This window comes from Desertimonas flava, assembly GCF_003426815.1.
GTDB lineage: Bacteria > Actinomycetota > Acidimicrobiia > Acidimicrobiales > Ilumatobacteraceae > Desertimonas > Desertimonas flava.
On sequence record NZ_QKYK01000004.1, the window covers coordinates 47916 to 67217 of the forward strand.

General features: G+C 69.2%; 16 protein-coding genes. 4 read left to right on the plus strand and 12 right to left on the minus strand.

Annotation, left to right across the window (positions count from 1 at the left end):
- Positions 1 to 8: 8 nt before the first annotated feature.
- The 11 genes from DN771_RS06900 to DN771_RS06950 all read right to left on the minus strand — a co-directional run bounded on the left by DN771_RS06900 (position 9) and on the right by DN771_RS06950 (position 13383).
- Positions 9 to 1124, minus strand: a complete 1116-nt coding sequence (locus DN771_RS06900) for a Gfo/Idh/MocA family protein (protein ID WP_205528451.1) — start codon at positions 1122 to 1124, stop codon at positions 9 to 11.
- Positions 1121 to 1837: a ThuA domain-containing protein gene (locus DN771_RS06905; protein WP_205528452.1), complete on the minus strand. Its 717-nt coding sequence runs from the start codon at positions 1835 to 1837 to the stop codon at positions 1121 to 1123. Before DN771_RS06905 ends, DN771_RS06900 begins: the two co-directional genes overlap by 4 nt.
- Before the next feature lie 82 nt (positions 1838 to 1919).
- Positions 1920 to 3557, minus strand: a complete 1638-nt coding sequence (locus DN771_RS06910; protein WP_116996626.1) for a GMC family oxidoreductase — start codon at positions 3555 to 3557, stop codon at positions 1920 to 1922.
- On the minus strand, positions 3554 to 5095 hold the full coding sequence (locus DN771_RS06915) for an FGGY-family carbohydrate kinase (RefSeq protein ID WP_205528453.1): 1542 nt from the start codon (positions 5093 to 5095) through the stop codon (positions 3554 to 3556). Before DN771_RS06915 ends, DN771_RS06910 begins: the two co-directional genes overlap by 4 nt.
- Positions 5088 to 5924: a class I fructose-bisphosphate aldolase gene (locus DN771_RS06920; RefSeq protein WP_227462289.1), complete on the minus strand. Its 837-nt coding sequence runs from the start codon at positions 5922 to 5924 to the stop codon at positions 5088 to 5090. Before DN771_RS06920 ends, DN771_RS06915 begins: the two co-directional genes overlap by 8 nt.
- Positions 5921 to 7648: a glycerol-3-phosphate dehydrogenase/oxidase gene (locus tag DN771_RS06925; RefSeq protein ID WP_116996629.1), complete on the minus strand. Its 1728-nt coding sequence runs from the start codon at positions 7646 to 7648 to the stop codon at positions 5921 to 5923. The genes DN771_RS06920 and DN771_RS06925 overlap by 4 nt, the downstream gene beginning before the upstream one ends.
- Positions 7641 to 8633 (minus strand): aldo/keto reductase, encoded by a 993-nt coding sequence (locus DN771_RS06930; RefSeq protein WP_116996630.1) that lies wholly within the window; start codon positions 8631 to 8633, stop codon positions 7641 to 7643. Before DN771_RS06930 ends, DN771_RS06925 begins: the two co-directional genes overlap by 8 nt.
- On the minus strand, positions 8626 to 9606 hold the full coding sequence (locus tag DN771_RS06935; protein WP_116996631.1) for a sugar-binding transcriptional regulator: 981 nt from the start codon (positions 9604 to 9606) through the stop codon (positions 8626 to 8628). The genes DN771_RS06930 and DN771_RS06935 overlap by 8 nt, the downstream gene beginning before the upstream one ends.
- A gap of 11 nt (positions 9607 to 9617) precedes the next feature.
- Positions 9618 to 10640 carry an ABC transporter permease gene (locus tag DN771_RS06940; protein ID WP_116996632.1) on the minus strand — a complete coding sequence of 341 codons (1023 nt, stop codon included), beginning with the start codon at positions 10638 to 10640 and terminating at the stop codon, positions 9618 to 9620.
- On the minus strand, positions 10640 to 12166 hold the full coding sequence (locus DN771_RS06945; protein WP_116996633.1) for a sugar ABC transporter ATP-binding protein: 1527 nt from the start codon (positions 12164 to 12166) through the stop codon (positions 10640 to 10642). Before DN771_RS06945 ends, DN771_RS06940 begins: the two co-directional genes overlap by 1 nt.
- A 161-nt stretch (positions 12167 to 12327) precedes the next feature.
- Positions 12328 to 13383, minus strand: a complete 1056-nt coding sequence (locus DN771_RS06950) for a substrate-binding domain-containing protein (RefSeq protein WP_162941652.1) — start codon at positions 13381 to 13383, stop codon at positions 12328 to 12330.
- A 223-nt stretch (positions 13384 to 13606) separates the two neighbouring features.
- Between DN771_RS06950 and DN771_RS06955 the strand changes: the two genes are divergently transcribed.
- Genes DN771_RS06955 through DN771_RS06970 form a run of 4 tightly spaced genes read left to right on the plus strand, consistent with a single transcriptional unit; the run spans position 13607 to position 17536 of the window.
- Positions 13607 to 14641, plus strand: a complete 1035-nt coding sequence (locus DN771_RS06955) for an iron-siderophore ABC transporter substrate-binding protein (RefSeq protein ID WP_116996635.1) — start codon at positions 13607 to 13609, stop codon at positions 14639 to 14641.
- Positions 14638 to 15678: a FecCD family ABC transporter permease gene (locus tag DN771_RS06960; protein WP_205528455.1), complete on the plus strand. Its 1041-nt coding sequence runs from the start codon at positions 14638 to 14640 to the stop codon at positions 15676 to 15678. Before DN771_RS06955 ends, DN771_RS06960 begins: the two co-directional genes overlap by 4 nt.
- The gene (locus DN771_RS06965; protein WP_116996637.1) at positions 15675 to 16724 is read left to right on the plus strand and encodes a FecCD family ABC transporter permease; all 1050 of its coding nucleotides are present in this window, start codon (positions 15675 to 15677) and stop codon (positions 16722 to 16724) included. Before DN771_RS06960 ends, DN771_RS06965 begins: the two co-directional genes overlap by 4 nt.
- Positions 16721 to 17536: an ABC transporter ATP-binding protein gene (locus DN771_RS06970; protein ID WP_116996638.1), complete on the plus strand. Its 816-nt coding sequence runs from the start codon at positions 16721 to 16723 to the stop codon at positions 17534 to 17536. The genes DN771_RS06965 and DN771_RS06970 overlap by 4 nt, the downstream gene beginning before the upstream one ends.
- Before the next feature lie 50 nt (positions 17537 to 17586).
- Here the strand turns inward: DN771_RS06970 and DN771_RS06975 are convergent, their stop codons facing one another.
- A complete protein-coding gene (locus DN771_RS06975) occupies positions 17587 to 18873 on the minus strand; it encodes an alpha/beta hydrolase (RefSeq protein ID WP_116996639.1) in 1287 nt (428 codons plus the stop codon).
- Positions 18874 to 19302: the final 429 nt, after the last annotated feature.

Sequence of the window (19302 nt, forward strand, 5' to 3'; positions counted from 1 at the left end):
GTGACGCGTCAAGCTCGCTCGGGCGTGGCACCTGGGGGCACCGGCGCCGGCCGCTCGCAGCTGCTGGTGACGTCGACCGTGCCGCCGCTTCGCGTGGCTTCGAGGACACGGGCCATCACCTCGTTGACATGGAAGGCGAGCTCGGCGCTCTGGCGGTGCGGCTCGCCGGTGCGCAACGCGCGGGCGAGGTCGGCAACGCCGACGCCCCGGCCGGCGTTGCGGTACCCGGCGAGCTCGCCGACATCCTCGAACGCACCGTGTGGCACGCGGGCGATCCCGACCGTCCCGGCGAACCGGTTGGGATCCGCAACGGAGAGGCTGGCCTTCGTGCCGTACACCTCGATCGGTGGAAGCGCGGTGGAAACAGTGTCGAAGCTGACGACGAGCGTGGTGAGCGCGCCGGACGCATGGCGGAGCAGCGTCGAGACGAAGGTGTCGACCTCGACGTCGAGTTGTTCGCCGGCCCGCGGCGCCCCGTCCGGCACGAGCCGCGTCGCCCGAGCCCGCGAGCCCATCGCGGCGACGGCGGTGATCGGACCGAGCAGGGTGACGAGCGCCGTGAGGTAGTACACGCCCATGTCCAGCAGCGGCCCGCCGCCGGGCTGGTAGTAGAAGCCTGGGTTCGGGTGCCACAACTCGTGCCCCGGACTCAGCATGAAGGCGGTGGCCCCGATGGGAGCGCCGATCTCGCCATCGTCGACGAGCCGCCGGGCGGTCTGGACGGACGTGCCCAACACCGTGTCCGGCGCGCAGCCGATCCGCCGTCCGGCGGCCGCGGCGTCCTCCAGCATCGCCGCCGCCTCGTCGGCGCCGAGCGCGAACGGCTTCTCCTGGTACACGTGCTTGCCCGCGCGCAACGCCGCGATCGACACCGGCGCGTGCGCCTGCGGCGTGGTCAGGTTGACGACCACCTCGATCCCGGGGTCGGCGAGAACGTCCGCCAGCGGGCGGGCCGGCACGTCATGCTCGGCCGCGACCCGCGCAGCCGCCGCCTCCACCTCGTCGCAGACGGCGACCAGTCGCAGGTTGGGCAGTCTGCCGAACGAGTCGAGGTACTGGCCGGAGATGTTTCCGCACCCGACCATCGCGACCGTCACCGGCTCGCCGGTGACACCAGCGCTCACCGGCTCGCCCACAGCAGCCCTCGTCGGACGATCAGCTCGACGTTCGGATCGCGCAGGACGTCCACATCGTGCCCCGGCGTCGCCACGAACACCCGCCCGGCACCCCAACGCCTCGTCCACACCACCGGCGAGACGACCTCGCCGTGCCACGGATCGCCGGGTCGTCGGCGCTGCGTCGTCGTCGCCAGCACGTCGTTGTAGCCGTCGACGAACATCCAGTACTGCTCGGTCACCAGCTCGAAGTCGGGCACGCCCGACGTGATCGGGTGGGCGCGGTCGCTGATCGTGACGGTGTGGGCCACGAAGTTGTCGCCGGGCCCACCGGTCCACTCCTCGGGCGGTCGCCCAGGATGGGCGCCGAACTGCCCGCCCACGAGCTGCAGGTAGCTGGGCTCGTTGCGGAAGGAGTCGACGATCCCGCCGTGCCAACCGGCCAGACCCGTGCCCGCCTCCACCGCGGCCCGCAGCCCGGCGATCTCATCAGACCCGATCGATCCCATCGTCACGCACTGCACGACGAGGTCCACTCCGGCCATCAAGGCTCGGTCGGCGTAGCACGCGGGATCCTCATGCACATCGACGGCGAAGCCGTTCTCGATGAGGAACGGGATGAACAGCTCGGTCGTCTCCACCGGCTGATGTCCGTCCCAACCGCCGCGCACCACCAGCGCCCGTCTCGGCTGCGCCGCGTCGAAGTCCGGGAGGCTCGTCACAGTGGACGACATCCTGGCGCAGGGAGAGCCCGTTGCTCAAGAGCCTCCGGCGATCCCATGGCGATTCCGCTTCGACAAGAGATCAGCGGCCCGGAGAGCCGACCCTGTTGCCGTTGCGGATCATGTCGGCGGCCTTCTCGGCGATCATCACCACGGGCGATGCCGTGTTGCCCGACACGATCTTCGGCATGATCGACGCGTCGACCACTCGGAGCCGTTCCAGCCCGTGGACCCGGAGGTCGGGGCCGACGACCGCCCCCTCGTCGTTACCCATCCTGCAGGTGCCGACCGGATGGAAGATCGTCGTGCCGAGGTTGCCCGCCTCGCGCGCCAGGTCCTCGTCGGACTGCACGTCCACGCCGGGCCGCAGTTCCTCGGGGTGATACCGCTGCAGCGCTCTCGCCGCCATGATGCGACGGCCGAGGCGGACCGACGCCACCGCCACATGCCGGTCACGCTCGGCCGTCAGATAGTTCAACCGGATCTCGGGCTGGGTGGACAGGTCGCGGCTCGCGAGATGGGTCGAACCGACGCTGTCGGGGCGTAGGTTGACCGCCGAGACGGTGATCGCCGAGAAGCGGTGCAACGGATCGCCGAGCTTGTCGGTCGACAGCGGCTGCACGTGGTACTCGAGATCCGGTGTGGGCATCGACGGGTCCGACCGGGCGAACATCCCGAACTGGCTCGGCGCCATCGACATCGGCCCGGTGCGCGACCACGCGTACCGCAAACCGATGCGTGCCTTGCCGAACGGCGAGTTGACGATCGTGTTGAGGGTCTGGGCGCCGGTCACCTTGAACACCGTGCGGATCTGCAGATGGTCCTGGAGGTTCTCGCCGACCGCCGCGTTGCCGTGCACCACCGGGACACCGCGTTCGGCGAGGATCGCGGGCGACCCGACACCCGAGAGCTCGAGCAGCCGCGGCGAGTTGATCGATCCGGCGGCGACCAGCACCTCGGCGTCGGCACAGGCCGAACGCACGGCGTTGCCCTGTCGGTACCGCACGCCCGTGGCGCGCTTGCCGTCGAACAGGATCGCCTCGGTCGGCGCGTCCGTGAGCACCCGCAGGTTGGGGCGCTTCATCGCCGGCCGCAGGAAACCCTTGGCGGTGTTCCAGCGCCAGCCGTTGTGCTGGTTCACGTCGAAGAAGCCCGTCCCGTCGTTGTCACCCTGGTTGAAGTCGTCGCGGGGCATGATGCCGAGCTCAGCCGCCCCGGCCTGGACGGCACGGAGGATGTCCCAGGTCAAGCGTTGGCGCGCGACCTTCCACTCGCCGCCTGCGCCGTGGAACTCGGATGCGCCGCCGTGGTAATCCTCGGACTTCACGAAGTAGGGCAGGACGTCGTCCCACCCCCATCCGCAGTTCCCCAGCGCGCGCCAGTGGTCGTAGTCGTTCGCCTGGCCGCGCATGTAGATCATGCCGTTCACCGACGTGCAGCCGCCGAGCAGCTTGCCCAGCGGGTACGACAACGATCGCCCGTTGAGTCCCGGTTCGGCGCCCGTCGTCATCCGCCAGTCGGTGCGGGGGTTGCCGATGCAGTAGAGGTAGCCGACGGGGATGTGGACCCAGCGGTAGCGGTCGTCGCCGCCCGCCTCGAGCAGCAGCACCCGCGTGTCTGGGTCCTCCGTCAGGCGGTTGGCCAGCACGCAGCCGGCCGTGCCGGCCCCGACGATGATGTAGTCGTAGCGGCCTTCGAGCGCTGCGGCTCTGTTGCTCATTCCTTCCCCCGTCCTTCGTTTGTTCCTCGGGTGCCCCGTTGCTGCTGTTCGCTCCAGAAGTCGTGCAGCGCGTCGGCGAGGCGGCGGTAGGTCGCATACCGCTGGTCGTAGTGCGATGTCATCGCGGCGGTGGGCTCGAAGCGCCGGTGCGCTCGGGTCATCCGGCTGACGGCGCGTTCGTAGGTGTCGAAGATGCCCACGCCGACTCCGGCACCGAGCGCGGCACCGAGGGCACCGGTCTCTTCTGCCTCGGCGACATCGATCGGGACGCCCAGACAGTCCGCGAACATCTGCGGCCACAGGGCACTGCGGGCCCCGCCGCCGGACAACGTGGCCTCGCCGAACGTGGCACCCGCGGCACGCAGCACCTCCACGTGGCGCCGGTGCTCGAACACCACCCCTTCCATGAGCGCCCGCAGCAGATGGCCTTCGCCGTGCCATCCGGCGAGGCCGTAGAAGCCCGCGCGGGCGTGCGGGCCGCGGCCCGACCCGTAGAGAAACGGATGGAAGTACGGATCGTCGAGCCGAGGTTCGACGTCGGCCACGCGCTGCTGGCACCAACCGAACGGATCGTCATGATGCCCGCCGCGCTCGACGAACTCGCGGACGTACCACTCCAGATGCGCCGCCGAGGTGGCGCTGTTGTCCATGTTCACGAAGCGACCGCGCCCGAACCCCGACACCATGAAGAGCGAGCGATCCACGACCGGTTCGCGCGAGATGAACTGGTTGATCGACCACGTGCCGACGATGACCGACGCCGCTCCGGGCGCGACCACGCCGGAGCCCAGCGCACTGGCGACGACGTCGAAGAACCCGCCGATCACGGGCAGGCCCTCGGCCAGCCCCGTCTGCGCAGCGGCCGACGCGCTGATCCCCCCAACGATGTCGACAGGGTCGATGAGCGGAGGCAGGAGTCGATCGAGCCCGTCCAGGCCGTAGAGGGCGAGGAGCTCGTGGTCGTAGCGGCATTCGGGCATCCGCAGCAGCCCCGCCCCCGACATGTCGGACACGTCGCTCACCTTGCGCCCGGTCAACTTGAACGTGAGGTAGTCCTTGCACATCAGCAGCGTCTCGGCCTGCTCCAACGCCGCCGGCCGGTGACGGCGCAACCACGCCAGGAGCACCGGGGTCTGCGACGGCCAGGGTCGTTGGAGACACACGGCGTGGAGCGCGTCGCCGCGCTCGGCGGCCAGCTCCTCGGCCAGCGCAGCAGCGCGCGTGTCGATCGACTGGATGCCGATCAGAGGTCGATCGTCCCCGTCGAGCAGATACAGACCGTTGCCGTGTCCGGAGCAGCCGACCGCTCCGATGTGCCGGGGGTCCACGCCGGCATCGGCGAGGCAGCGGCCGATCGCTTCGCTCCCGTTGCGCCACAGCTCATCGAGGTCCCGTTCCACGTGCCCTGGTTCTGGCGTCGCCGAGTGCCCGTCGACCGCGTTGGCCGCGACGGCGCGACCGTCGAGGTCGAACAGCACGGACTTGATGACGGTGTTGCCGACATCGAGACCGAGCAGGTAGCGAATCGGCTCACCCACGCTGGTAGATCTCCCACGCCTCGTCACCCGATGCCCCATGGTGGATCATCGCCATCAACGCGTTGACGACCGCTGCCGGATTGTCGTGCTGGTACACGTTGCGGCCGTACACCAGGCCCCGGGCGCCCTGGGCCAGCAACGCCGCCGACCTGATCAGTACCGACCGCAGATCCTCCCTGCCGCCGCCGCGTACGAGGACGGGCACCCGGGCCGCCTCGACGACCCGGTGGAAGTCGTCGGGATCGTCGGTCGGGTCGGCCTTGATGATGTCGGCGCCCAGCTCGCTGGCGACCCGGACCAGGGTGACGATCTTGTCGGCGTCGCCATCCACCTGGTAACCGCCTCGCTCGTCGTTGGGCAACATCACGAGTGGTTCGATCATGAGCGGCATCCCGTAGAGGCTGCACGACGCCCGGACGCGGCTGATGTTCTCGACGCACTGCCGGAACAGGTCGGGCTCGTCGGGCAACATGAAGAGGTTGACGACCACACACGCCGCGTCCAGCTCGAGCGCGCCGATGATCGGCTCTCCGTGGTTCTGCAGCGTCGCCCACATCACCCGGTGCCGTTGGCTGTTGTACGGGTTGCCCAGGTCGATGCGCATCACGAGGGCGGGCTTGTCCCTGCCCGGTCGGCGCTGCAGGAGATCGGCCTGCCCATAGGCCAGTTGGATGGCGTCAGGCTTGGCGTCGACCAGCGTCCCCACCACCCGCTCCATGTCCTCCAGACCGGCAAGGAAGCTCGGTTCGTTGCACACACCGTGATCCACGGCGACATCGAGACAGCCCCCCTCCCCGAACAGGCGGTTGAGGCGGGCGAGGGTGTTCATCCGCACGTTGCGTTCCTTTCGTTCAGACGGCGGTCGAGCGTGTCCCTCCCGACGCCGTGATACCGCTCCAGATCCGCGACCAGTTGCTCGATCTCGGCTCGGACGCGTGACTCGTCCCAGCCGAGCTCGTCGCCGGCGACCGAGGCGACGGCCTCGATCAGTCCCGTATCGACGGTGCCGGTGATCGCCAGTGAGGTGCGGCGCAGGATCAGGTCGTCGAGCCGGACCGTGAGCTCGCTCCGGGCGAGGAAGCCGACCTCGGCCGCCGTCAGCTCGATACCGTCACCGAGCGGCTGGTCGTCGGGGCGCGCACCGCAAAAGGCCATCACCTCGGCGGCGCGCGTGCCGTAGACGCCGACGAGGTAGGCAGCTCGCTGCGCCGTCACGCCAAAGCTCCTGACGAGTTCGCTCTCCATGAGCGCTGCTCCGGCGTAGCCCTTCCCGCCGCCGATGGCGAGGTCCATCGTCCCGGTCGTGCGCGGCCTTCCGAGCTCCGCGAGCACTTCGTCGGCGGTGTGTTCGGCGAAGGAACGGAACGTCGTCCACTTGCCCCCGACCATGCAGAAGTGCGGGACGGCGGCATCGATCCGCCGCACGAAGTGGCCCCGGGTGATGCGACCGGGGAGGTGATGGTCGCTGGTCGGGAGGGGTCGGATCCCGCTGTACGAGAACACGACGTGGTCGGCGGACACCTCGATGGCGGGGTAGATCAGCCGGAGCGACTCGAGGATGTACGCGCACTCGTCGGCGTCGCATCGGACGCGCTCGGCTCGGTCCACCTTGATGTCCGTCGAGCCGGCAAGCACCTTGCCCAGGTAGCCGAAGACGATGCACACCCGTCCGTCCGAGTTCCCGAAGTACAGCATGTGCCCGTCGAGCGCATCGTGTAGCTGGCGGCTGTCGATGACCAGGTGAGAACCCTTGGTGCCCGACACGAGGCGTTCCGGTGCCTCGACCCGATCGACGAGCCCGGCCAGCGAGTCATCCACCCAGGCTCCGGTGGCGTTGACGACCGCTCGGGTCGTCAACGGATACCGGTTCCCCGTTTCGCGATCGGTCACCACGAAACCTGAGCCGTCCGGCGAGATCTCCGCGTAGTTCAGGGCGACGGCGCGGTCGGCCAGGCGATGGGTGTCGAGGATGAGCTCGAGGCCGAGCCGTTCAGGATGGCTGATCCACGCGTCGTGGTACACCGCCGAGAACCGCACCTGGGGGTTCAGCTCGGGCCAGCGCCGGAACGTCTCGCGGGCGCCGAGGAAGCGATGCTTGGGGAGGGCCCGATGCTTGCGGCTGACCCAGTCGTAGATGCTCAGACCGACCTTCACCGTGACCGCTCCGCGGTCGGCCGGCCTGCTCGCGCGGCCCAGGAAGTTGCCGACCCCGTTCAGCAGCCCCGACCACACCGACGTGATCGGAATCGTCGTCGCGAGGGGATGCACCAGATGCGGCGCGTTGCGGAGCAGCGCATCGCGCTCCCTGAGGGACTCGCGCACCAGGTCGAACTCGCCGTTCTCCAGATAGCGCAACCCACCGTGGATCATCCGTGACGGTGCTGCGCTGCAGCCGGAGCAGAAGTCCTGGCGCTCGACCAGCAGGACTCGTAGGCCCTGGAGCGCGAGGTCGCGGAACACGCCGATCCCGTTGATCCCACCGCCCACCACGACGACGTCGAACCCACCGTCTCGACGAAGCGTCTCGAAGAGACCGGCTCGGGTCTCAGGCATCGAGGTCCGTCAGGTTCGTCGCCACGGCCTCGCTGATCGCCGCCTCGTCGTCGGTCGACAGCTCGATCCGCCCGGCCCCGGCGTTCTCACGCGCTTGCGCGGCGGTGCGCGCGCCGCACAGGGCAAAGGTGATGCCGGGTTGCGCCAGCGTCCACGCGATCACCACCTGGGCCTTGGTCGCGTCGTGCGCGTCGGCGATCGGAGCGATCGCCTCCATGAGGCGGGCCACCTTCTCCCGATTGGCGATGGAGAAGCGGGGATTGTCCTGTCGCTGGTCGTCGCCGGAGAACGTCCGCTCCGGCCCTGTCGTGCCGGCGAGCAGGCCGAGCGCCAAGGACGAGTAGCTGAGTGTCGAGATGCCGTGAGTGGTGGCGATGGGCAAGAGCGTGGTCTCGATGTCACGCGCGACCATCGAGTACTCCTCTTGGATCGCGTCGAGCGCGCCGGTCGCCGCGTAGGTGCGCAGCTCGTCGGCCGACACGTTGCTCGCCCCGATCGACAGGATCTTGCCCTGATCCTTGAGGGCGAGCAACGTCTCCATCGTGTGCTCGATGGGAGTCGTCGGATCCTGCCAGTGCGTGAAGTAGAGGTCGATGTGATCGGTGCCGAGACGCCGGAGACTCTGTTCGAGCTCGTAGGCGATCGACTCACGGCCCAGGTACCGATGGGCCGGCCCGCTCTCGTAGTCGAAGAAGTGGTCGCCCTGCTGCGTGTGCCAGACGACGCCACACTTGGTGGCGAGCACCACGTCGTCACGACGCCCCTTGATCGCCCGGCCCACGATCTCCTCCGCCAGCCCTTGGCCGTAGGCCGGTGCGGTGTCGATCAGCGATACGCCCTCGTCGATCGAGGAGCGGATCGCCGCGACGGAGTCCGCCTCGTCGGTTCCGCCCCACATCCATCCGCCGATGGCCCAGGTACCCAGGCCGACGACCGACGCTTCGATCGTCGAGGAACCGATACAGCGAGTGTGCATCTCACCCATCCTTTCCGCCCGCTTCGAGCGACGCGAGCACCGACGACGCCGTCTCCTCGTCGACGATCAGGGAACTGACGAGACCCCCGGCGAGGGCGGCCCGGATCGGCTGCACCTTCTCTGGTCCGGCCGACACTCCGATCGTGCTCGGACAGTTCGACAGCTCGGCCGGGCTGAGCGCCACCAGCCGCGAGTTGAGCGGTAGGTCGGCCACCGAGCCGTCGTCGCGGATGAGGTGAGCGAGGAACTCACCCGTGGCACCGCCGGCGATCAACTGCTCGGGTTCGGCACCGGTCTCGGGGACCAGGTCGTAGTAGCTGGATTCGGGCGCGAGGATCGACCCGATGCCGACGAGCGCGACCTGGGCGCGGCGGGCGAGGTCGAACACCTTGCGGATCGAGCCGACTTCCATGAGCGTGTCCCGCTGCGCACGGCTCTCGGCGAACAACGGTGCATGCAGCATCATCGACGTGCCTCCGAGCCGAGTCGCGAGCTGCGTGGCGAGGTGGTTGACGTCCGTGTAGTACTTGCCCTGCACACCGCCCGTCAGCGGCACGACCGTGACGTCGAACGTCCGGTCCTGGGGAAGGCTGGCGACGACGGCACTCACCGCCTTGCCCCCGGTGATCGCGATGACGTCGCCGTCACGAATGGTGGCGAGCAGCTCGTCGGCGGCGGCGCGACCCACCTGCTGCAGGTTGGTGTCGGGGTTTCCCGCCACGGTCGGTGTCACCACCACCCTGCGCAGGCCGGCGGTGTCGGCCAGCCGGCGCTCGACGTCGACGATCCGCTGCAGCGGACTCTCGATGGCGATCTTGACCATCCCCAGTTCGCGGCCTTGCCTGATCAGCCGGTTGACCTTGGAGGTCGACAGGCCGAGCCGCTTGGCGATCTCCGATTGCGTCATCTCTTCGAGGAAGTGGAGCGTCAAGACCGTGTGGATCTGACGGATCGCCTCGTAGCCAAGTCTGTCGTCGGTCATCGTCGACCTGCCTATCTGACTCGACGCCTGGTCAGGTAGTGGTCGACGACCACGGCGGCGAGCAGGATCGACCCCCGGATGATGTCCTGCCAGTACACGGACACGTCGAGCAGCGCCAGCGAGCTCGAGACGACCGACAACAAGATCGTGCCGAGGATCGCACCGAGGATCGTGCCCGAGCCTCCCGAGAGGCTGGCCCCGCCGATGACGGCGGCCGCGATCACGTTGAGTTCCATGCCGACGCCGAACGTCGGTTGGGCCGAACCGAAGCGCGCCATGTAGAGGATGCCGGCGACGCCGCACAGGGCCGCGCACAAGGTGGTGGTGGCGAAGACGACGCGCTTGGTACGGATGCCGGAGTACGCAGCGGCCCGCTCGTTGCTTCCGGTGTAGAACACCTTCCGGCCCGCCGTCGTCCGCCGCAGCATGAAGTCGAACGCCGCCACGACCGCGACGAACGCGATGATGACGACGGGGATGGGACCGACCGAGCCCTGCCCGACAGCCTTGAAGCTCGCCGGCAGGGTGTAGAGGCCGAGGGGCCGGCCTCCGGTGGCGAGCAGGCACAGGCCGCGCGCGATCACCATGACCGACAGCGACACGATGAAGTGGTGGAGCCCCACCCGCGTGACGAGGAGCCCCATGATGGCCCCGATCGCCACCGTGGCCGCGATGGCGATGACCGACGCCACCCAGGGATCGACGCCGCGCAGGAAGAGCCACCCGGAGACCACCATGGCCAGCGCGGTGACCGAGCCGACCGACAAGTCGATACCCCCCGAGATCAGCAGGATCGTCATCCCGACGACGACGATCCCTTCGACGGCGAAGGCCATCGCCATCACCCTCATGTTCGTCCACGTCATGAAGTGCGGTGAGGCGAACGTCATCGCGATCACCAGCACGAGCAGGATCGACAGGAGCCCGGTCTCGCGCATCTTGATGAATCGGCCGGTGTAGTGGGCGGGCCCGCGTCGCCGGTCGGCGGTCCAACCGACGGGAGCCGACGGTTCGGTCAGTACCTCGTGGCTCATCAGACCGCCTCCTGCTGAAGTCCGCTGATCGACGCGCTGATCGACGCGAGGTGCATGATCTGCTCTTCGGTCATGTCGTCGCCGGTGACCTCCCCGCTGATCTCGCCGTCTCGGATCACCAGGACGCGATCGCACACGCCGATGAGCTCGGGCAGCTCCGACGAGATGACGACGAGCCCGATTCCGTCGCGCGCGAGCTGGCGCAAGATGCCGTGAATCTCGGCCTTGGCGCCGACGTCGACGCCGCGTGTCGGCTCGTCCAGGAAGATCATCTTCGGATCGACCGACAGGAGCTTGGTGAGCGCGACCTTCTGCTGGTTGCCTCCCGACAGCGTGGACACGTCGTCGCTGAGATGCCCGTACTTGAGCCGTAGCTCACGTCCGGTCCGCTCGGCGAGCTGCCGCTCGAGACGGTGGTTGATGAGGCCCCGGCGCGACACCTTGCCCAGCGACATCGCCGACACGTTGGCGGCGATCGACATGTCGAGGAACACGCCATCGCCCTTGCGGTCCTCCGAGAGGTAGACGATCCCTTCGGCGATCGAGTCCTGGTAGTGGCGGAGCTTGACGCGTCGCCCGTTGAGGTGAACCTCTCCGGTCACGTCGCCCTCCAGGCGGCAGATCGCCTTGGCGATCTCGCTGCGACCGGCTCCGATGAGCCCGGCCAGGCCGAGGATCTCGCCGCTTCTCACCTCGAACGAGATGTTGCGGAACCGCCGTCGCTCGGTGAGGTCGCGGACCGACAGGATCACCGCGGAGCCGTCCTCGTCGCCCTGCTTGTCCGGGTACTGGGAGTCGAGCACGCGGCCGACCATCGAGTTGACGAGCTCGGTCGGCGTGGTCTCGGCCACGTCGTGGGTGACGATGTGCTTGCCGTCGCGGAACACCGTGACGCGATCGCAGTGGCCGAAGATCTCGGCGAGGCGGTGCGAGATGTAGATGATGGAGATGCCCTGCGCTGCGAGGCTGCGCATGATGACGAAGAGCGCCTGGGCCTCGCGCTCGGTGAGCGCGGCGGTCGGTTCGTCGAGGATCATCACTCGGCAGTCGAGCGTCAATGCCTTGGCGATCTCGACCAGCTGTTGGTGGGAGATCGGCAGCCCACGGACCAGCGCCCCGGGGTCGACGTCACCGAGCTGACGCAGGACGTCGCGGGCGCGCCGCTCCAGTGCGGCGTAGTCCATCAGCCACTTCCGACTGGAGTTGGTGGCGGCCATGAAGATGTTCTCGGCAACGGTGACATCGGGACACAGCTCGATCTCCTGGTGCACGAATCCGATGCCCAGCCGCTGCGCCACGGCCGGCGACGTGATGTGGGCCGGCTCGCCGTCGATGAGGATCTCACCGCTGTCAGGCCGCACGATCCCGTCGATGATGTTCATCAACGTCGACTTGCCGGCACCGTTCTCGCCGACGATGGCATGGATCTCACCCCGGCGGAGGTCGAAGTCGACACCGTTCAGCGCCTGGACCGGCCCGAACGACTTGCTGATGTTCTTGAGCTCGAGGATGGTGTCGAATTCCATGGTGGTCTCGATGGGTCGCCGATCGGTGGCGTCTGCGCCGGGCGGTGCGTCCGCTCGCGTCGGCCTGCGGCGCAGGCGACGACGTGGGGTACGTCATCACCTGCCCGCGAGCCGGCACGCGAGGAACGGCGCACGTGCGCTCGATCCGGCGTGCGACGACGTCAGTCCGTGTCGCGTCCGTCCATGTAGGCGTCGAGGTCGAACGAGTCCGCGTTCTCGGCCGTGATCACGGAGAACCCGTTGTCGATGAAGGGCACCTGAGCCGGGTTGAACCCGGACGTCTGCCAGTCGTTGAACGGATCGATCAGATCGGAGTGGACCGCCATGAACAGCGTGAGGAAGCCCATGAAGCCCTGGATTCCCTGGTTCGGGTTGAGCGACATGTGAATGTTGCCGGCCTTGATGTGCTCGAGCGTCGTGGGGGTCACGTCGGCATGGATGATCAGCACGTCGGCACCGGCCTCGAGCACGGCCGCGACCGCCCCCTCGGCCGACCCCGCTTCGGGGATCCACATCGCGTCGAGGTCAGGGTTGGCCTGGAGAATCGAACCCGTGGCCTCGTAGGCCACGGTGGTGTCCTGGTTCGTGGCCTGGCGCCCGACCAGCTCCATCCCCGGGTAGTTCTCCTCCATGTACGAGATCAACGCCGTGACGCGCAGGTCGTGGTTGCTCTGGCCCGGGTTCTCGAGCACGGCGTAGGTGCCCTCCTCGCCCACCTGGGCGACGATCTCCTCGGCCGCGTACACGGCTTCGGCCACGTTGTCCGAGGTGACGTAGGAGGTGCGATTCGATTCGGGTGAGTCGGCGGCGAACGTGACCACCTCGACGCCACCGTCGATCGCGGCGTTGATGGGCTCGATGAACGGGTCCGACTGCATCGGATGCAGCAGGATGCCGGCCGGCTGCGTGACGAGATCCTGCTCGAACGAGGCGATCTGCTTGGTGATGTCGTAGTCGGGCGTTCCCGAGAAGGCGGTCTCGCACCCCATCGCCTCGGCGGCCTGCTTGAAGCCTTGGTACACCGGCACCCAGTACGGATGGGCGGAGACCATCACGTTCATGACGTAGGTCTCGCCCTCCTCGCACTGGAACCCGGTGCCGCTGGCCGGTGGCGAGCTCTGCGGCCCGTTCGCCGCCGATCCCGACATCGCCGGTAGCGCTACCGCCCCCGCCAGGGTCGCCGTCGCCAGCGCCGCGCCCAATCGATACGTCTTCATCAGTGTCCTCCCCCAGGTGGATGTTGCCGCGACTATGACACGAGGCCATGCCGTGTGCAACAGATTTCACGTGATGAAATTTATTGCAGTGCCCTGTTGTGGCAGGTGCCGGGGCGCGACAGACGTCTGTGCGTGTCAGGCGAGAGCGTCGCCGCCTTGGTCGCTGGAGTGGTGACTATCTAGTGTTAGGACTACTGAACAGTTCTCATTCGGAGGTCTAGGCATGAAACTCTTGAAAGCTCGCGCGATCGCGCTGGCGGTGGTCACCGCGGCCGGCGTCGCCGCACCCGCACTGTCGTCGGCGGCCGCATCGCAATCACCGGAGACGGATGCGGCCCAGTACCCGATCGTGATCGAGCACGCGCTCGGCACGACCACCATCGAGTCGAAGCCCGAGCGCGTGGCCACGGTGAACTGGGCCAATCACGAGGTGCCCCTCGCCCTCGGGGTCGTGCCGGTCGGCTTCGCCGCGGCGAACTTCGGCGACGACGACGGCGACGGGTTGCTGCCGTGGGTGTCCGAGCGGCTCGAGGAGCTCGGCGCCGAGGTCCCGGTGCTGTTCGACGAGACCGACGGCATCGACTTCGAGGCCGTCGCCGATACCGAGCCGGACGTCATCCTCGCCGCCTACTCGGGCCTGACCGAAGAGGACTACGAGACGTTGTCGGAGATCGCCCCGACCGTCGCCTACCCCGAAGCCGCGTGGGCGACGGGCTGGCGCGACATGATCGAGCTCAACAGCACGGCGATGGGCATGGCCGCCGAAGGCGCCGAACTGATCGCGTCGATCGAGGACGAGATCGCCGAGACCGTCGGCGCCTACCCCGAGCTCGAGGGGCGCACGACGATGTTCATGACCCACATCGACCCGACCGACCTCAGCGAGATCGGCTTCTACACCACCCACGACACTCGCGTGCAGTTCTTTACCGACCTCGGCCTGGCGATGCCGCCGAGCATCGACGAGCTCTCGGCCGGCACCGACCGCTTCGCGCTGTCGCAGAGCTCCGAGCAGATGGACGTGTTCGACGACGTCGACATCATCGTCACCTACGGCGACGAGAACGACGAGACGCTCGCCGAGGTCGCACACGATCCGCTGCTGTCGCAGATCCCCGCCATCGAGCGTGGCTCGGTCGTGACGCTGCCGGGTTCGTCGCCGCTCGGCACCGCGGCCAACCCCACGCCCCTGGCGATCTCATGGGTGCTCGAGGACTACGTCGCGCTCCTCGCCGAGGCGGCCGCCAAGGTCGGGTGACCACTCAGTCCGACACAGCTGCGGCGGGCGTCCGGATGCGACGCCCGCCGCGATGGCGCGCGGTGTGGCTGCTGGCCGTCGCCGTCGTCTTGTTGCTCCTGCTCATCGCCTCGGTGCGGATCGGCTCCCGCTCGGTCGGGTGGCACGACATCGTCGCCGCCCTCGGCGGCAGCACCGACACGCTCGAAGAGGCCGCCGTCGCCAAGCGCATCCCCCGCACCCTGCTGGCGGCGATCAGCGGCGCCGGGCTCGCCGTCGCCGGCGTGGTGATGCAGGGCGTGACGCGCAACCCGCTCGCCGATCCGGGCATCCTCGGCGTCAACATCGGCGCGTCACTCGCCGTCCTCGTGGGCATCGTGTGGCTGCAACTCGTGTCGGCCGATCAGTTCGTCTGGGTCGCCATCATCGGCGCCGGCTGCGCCGCAGTCTTCGTCTATGCCGTCGGGTCGCTCGGGCGCGGCGGGGCGACCCCGATGAAGGTGGCCCTCGCCGGCGCCGCTGTGTCGGCCGCCCTCGCGTCGTTCACCACCGCGGTGCTGCTCCCCCGCGCCGACATCGCCGGCACGTTCCAGTCGTGGCAGATCGGCGGCGTCGGCGGCGCCACCTACGACGCCCTGCGCCACGTGGGGCCGTTCGTCGCGGTGGGGTTCGCCGTGTCGATGCTGTCGGCGCGTGGGCTCAACTCGCTCGCACTGGGTGACGAGGTGGCGGCCGGACTCGGCCAGCGCGTCGCGCTGACCCGGGCCCTGGCTGCGCTCGGCGGCGTCGTGCTCTGCGGCGCCGTCACGGCCGTGACCGGACCGATCTCGTTCGTCGGTCTCGTGGTGCCGCACGCCTGCCGGCTGGTCATCGGCGTCGACCACCGGTGGCTCATCCCGCTGTCGGCGCTCGTCGGCGCCGCCCTGCTCACGGGTTCCGACGTGATCGGACGGGTCGTCGCTCGTCCCGAGGAGATCGACGTTGGCATCGTGACGGCGCTGATCGGAGCGCCGTTCTTCATCTACTTGGTGCGGCGCCAGAAGGTGCGCGACCTGTGACCGCGGCAGCCCTCACACCGAGCACGCTCGAGGTCGTGGTGCGCGGTCGACGGCGGCGCACGATCCGCCGGCGCCTCGTCGGCGCGGTGTTGGTGCTCGGCATCGTGGCGATAGCGGCGGTGAACATCATGATGGGGCACACCTCCTACGGGCCCGGCGTCGTGTGGCGGGTGATCCTCGGCGAGGACGTCCCCAAGGCCTCGTTCACCGTCGGGCGCCTGCGCCTGCCTCGAACCGCGTTGGCGTTCCTGTCGGGGGTCTGCTTCGGCATGGGCGGCGCGACGTTCCAGACCATGCTGCGCAACCCGCTGGCGAGCCCGGACGTGATCGGCATCAGCTCGGGCGCCAGTGCCGCGGCGGCGTTCGCCATCGTCGTGGCGTCGTGGTCGGGAGCGGCGGTGTCCGCCGCGGCGATCGTCGCCGGGCTGTCGATCGCGCTCGCGGTGTACGTGCTGTCGTTCCGCGACGGTGTCGCCGGCACCCGCTTGATCCTCGTCGGCATCGGTATCGCCGCCATGCTCAACAGCATCATCGCCTACATCCTGAGCACCGCCGGCCAGTGGGACCTGCAGCTCGTGCTGCGGTGGCTCACCGGCAGCCTCAACGGCACGAGGTGGTCCGAGGTCGTGCCGGTGCTCATCTCCATGGCGGTGCTGGTCCCGCTGCTGCTCGGCCAGGCCCGCAACCTCGGGCTCATGCGGATCGGTGACGACTCGGCGGCCGCCCTCGGCGTGCGAGTCGAGCGCACCCGCGTGCTCGCCATCGTCGCCGCCGTCGGCCTGGTGTGCTTCGCCACCGCGGCGTCGGGCCCGATCGCCTTCGTGGCGTTCCTGTCCGGTCCGATCGCCGCGCGGCTCTTCGGCCCTGGTGCCACCCTGCTCGTCCCCGCCGCCGGCGTCGGCGCCCTGCTGGTGCTCGTGGCCGACTTCGCCGGCCAGTACGCCTTCAGCCTGCGCTACCCGGTCGGCGTGGTCACCGGCCTGCTCGGCGCCCCGTACCTCGTCTACCTGATCGTCCGCAGCAACCGTGCCGGAGGCTCGATGTGACCGCCGCCCATTCGCTCGTCGCCGAGCAGCTCACCGTCGGCTACCGGGAGCGACTCGTCCTCGAGGGCCTCGACCTCACCGTGCCCGCCGGCCGTGTCACCGCCATCGTCGGCGCCAACGCCTGTGGCAAGTCGACCCTGCTGCGGGCGATGTCGCGCCTGCTCAAGCCGCGCCATGGCCACGTGCTGCTCGACGGCCACGCCGTGCACCGGCTCCCGGCCAAGGCGCTCGCCCGCTCGCTCGGCCTGCTCCCCCAGTCACCCACCGCACCTGATGGCATCACCGTGTCGGACCTCGTGGGACGCGGGCGGCATCCCCACCAGCGGCTCTTCGCCCGGTGGAGCAGCGAGGACGATCGGGCGGTGGCCGAGGCGCTCGATGCCACCCAGGTCGCCGACCTCGCCGACCGGCCGGTCGACGAGCTCTCCGGCGGCCAGCGCCAGCGCGTGTGGATCGCCATGGCGCTGGCCCAGGACACCGATGTCCTGCTGCTCGACGAGCCGACGACGTTCCTCGACGTGTGCCACCAGGTGGAGGTGCTCGATCTGCTCATCGATCTCAACGATCGTCGCGGCACGACGGTCGTGATGGTGCTCCACGACCTCAACCTGGCGGCCCGCTACGCCGACCACCTGATCGCCATGGTCGGCGGGGCCGTCCACGCTGCTGGCACGCCGGAGGAGGTCCTGATGCCCGACACCGTGAAGGCTGTCTTCGGGATCGAGAGCAGCGTCATCGTCGACCCGGTGTCGCAGCGTCCGCTGATGCTGCCGATCGGCCGCCACCGCGTCATCCGCACGGAGACCGTGTAGTCGATCACCGTGACCGCTCCGTGTCGACGTGATCGCGGCCGCGGTCACCGCTAGGCCTCGACTCGCACACCGAGGGCGCCGGCGAGGAAGGTGATGACCCGGTGCTCCCACTCGGCGGGTGAGACGGCCAGTCCCTCGGTGTGGGCGGCGCCCTCGACGTTCCAGGTCTCCACCCGGTCCGGCGCGGCGCCGGCGATGTAGGCGGCGGCGTGCGCCTCATCCGGCACGGCGCCGGCCGTGATGAGCAGGTACGGCGTGGTGCGCGACTCGCGCACCGCGGTGCGCAGTGAGGTCGGCGGGCTTGCCGCCGTCAAGACGTCGGTGAGCCAGTACTGCATGCGTTCGATCTGCTCCTGGAGCAGGCCGCGTACGCCGTACTGGTCCGACATCCAGCCCTTGTCGGCGGCCGTCCGTGCAGTCGCCCCCTCGGCGACCACGGCCCGGATGAGCCGGTTGGAGGCCGAGGCGCCGATCGCCTCCTCGCCGCCCATCGATGAACCGACGACCCCGATGCCGCCGGGCTCGACGTCGTCGCGCTCGGCGAGGAACGCGGTGGCTGCGGCGATGTCGGCATCGCCGTGCCATCCGAAGTCCATGGCCCGGCCGCCGCTCTCGCCGTGCCCGCGAGCATCGACGAGCAGCACCCCGAAACCGTGGCGGGCGAGGATCTCGGCCTCGGGAAGCACGTCGGAGCGCGTCGATCCGGCACCATGGAGCAGCACGACCGCCGCGCCGTTGACCGCCGGCACGAACCAGCCGGCGAGGTCGACGCCATCGGCGGTGCGCAGCGTCACGTCGTCGTAGGCCAGGCCGACGCTCGCCGGCGTGGCAGAGACCTCCGGCCGCGGAACGTTCGTCACCGCTACGGCCGGGCCGACGACGAACGTGACGATCGCTGCGGCGACCAGCGTGCCCAGCCCGGCCCCGGCTCGACGCAGCCGGCCCCTCCCGCGCGTCCGCGCGACCGTTCCCAGCACGACGAGGGACGCCCCGCTGACAACGGCGCCGATCGCCGCGACGGACCCGAGGGAAGCGGGCTTCTCGACGACGTAGGGCACGAAGCCGACTCCGGCGGGGAGCACGACGAGGCCGACCATCACCATCAGCCACCCGACCGACCGCTCGGGAAGGCGCGAGACGGTGACGAACGCAGCCGCCGCCAGGGCGCCGACGAGGACGACACGGACGAGCTGCCACAGCACGTCGCCGTCGCGGCCGACCATGATGGCGAGGGCGACGAATGCTGCCGCAAGGAGCGCCGTCGACCATCTCGCCGGCGGCGACGCGACGCGTGACGTCGTCACGTCCGTTGAGGAATCGTCGGTGGCGATGGCCATCACGGGCTCCGATCTCTCACTCGCGGAACTCTCTCGGCGGCGTCGGTCGCGGTGACGCCCAGCTCGCAGTCCGCCAACGTCACCAACCCGTTCTCGGCCTGGCTGATGACAGCGGTGTCGTGTTCATCGCGATCTCCTCGGGTCGCACGCAGCTCCGAGTTCAGCGTGCTCCGTTCGCGATCGCAGGGGTAGGGCCGATGGGCCTCGCGTCGCGCTGTCATTCGGAGTTGACGACACGCAATGCTTCGACGCGCGCGACCCGAGGTCGAAGATGGCACCGTCGCCTGGCGAGGCGCCCGCCGACCTCTCAGCGGGTCGAGTTGATCGGCTGGCGTTCCAGAGCCAGCGCTGAGCCCAAGCCAATGTCCGTCGGCATGGAGCGGGGCGCAGATGCACGAACTCGTCCCCGGGGACCGACGATCGAGGACA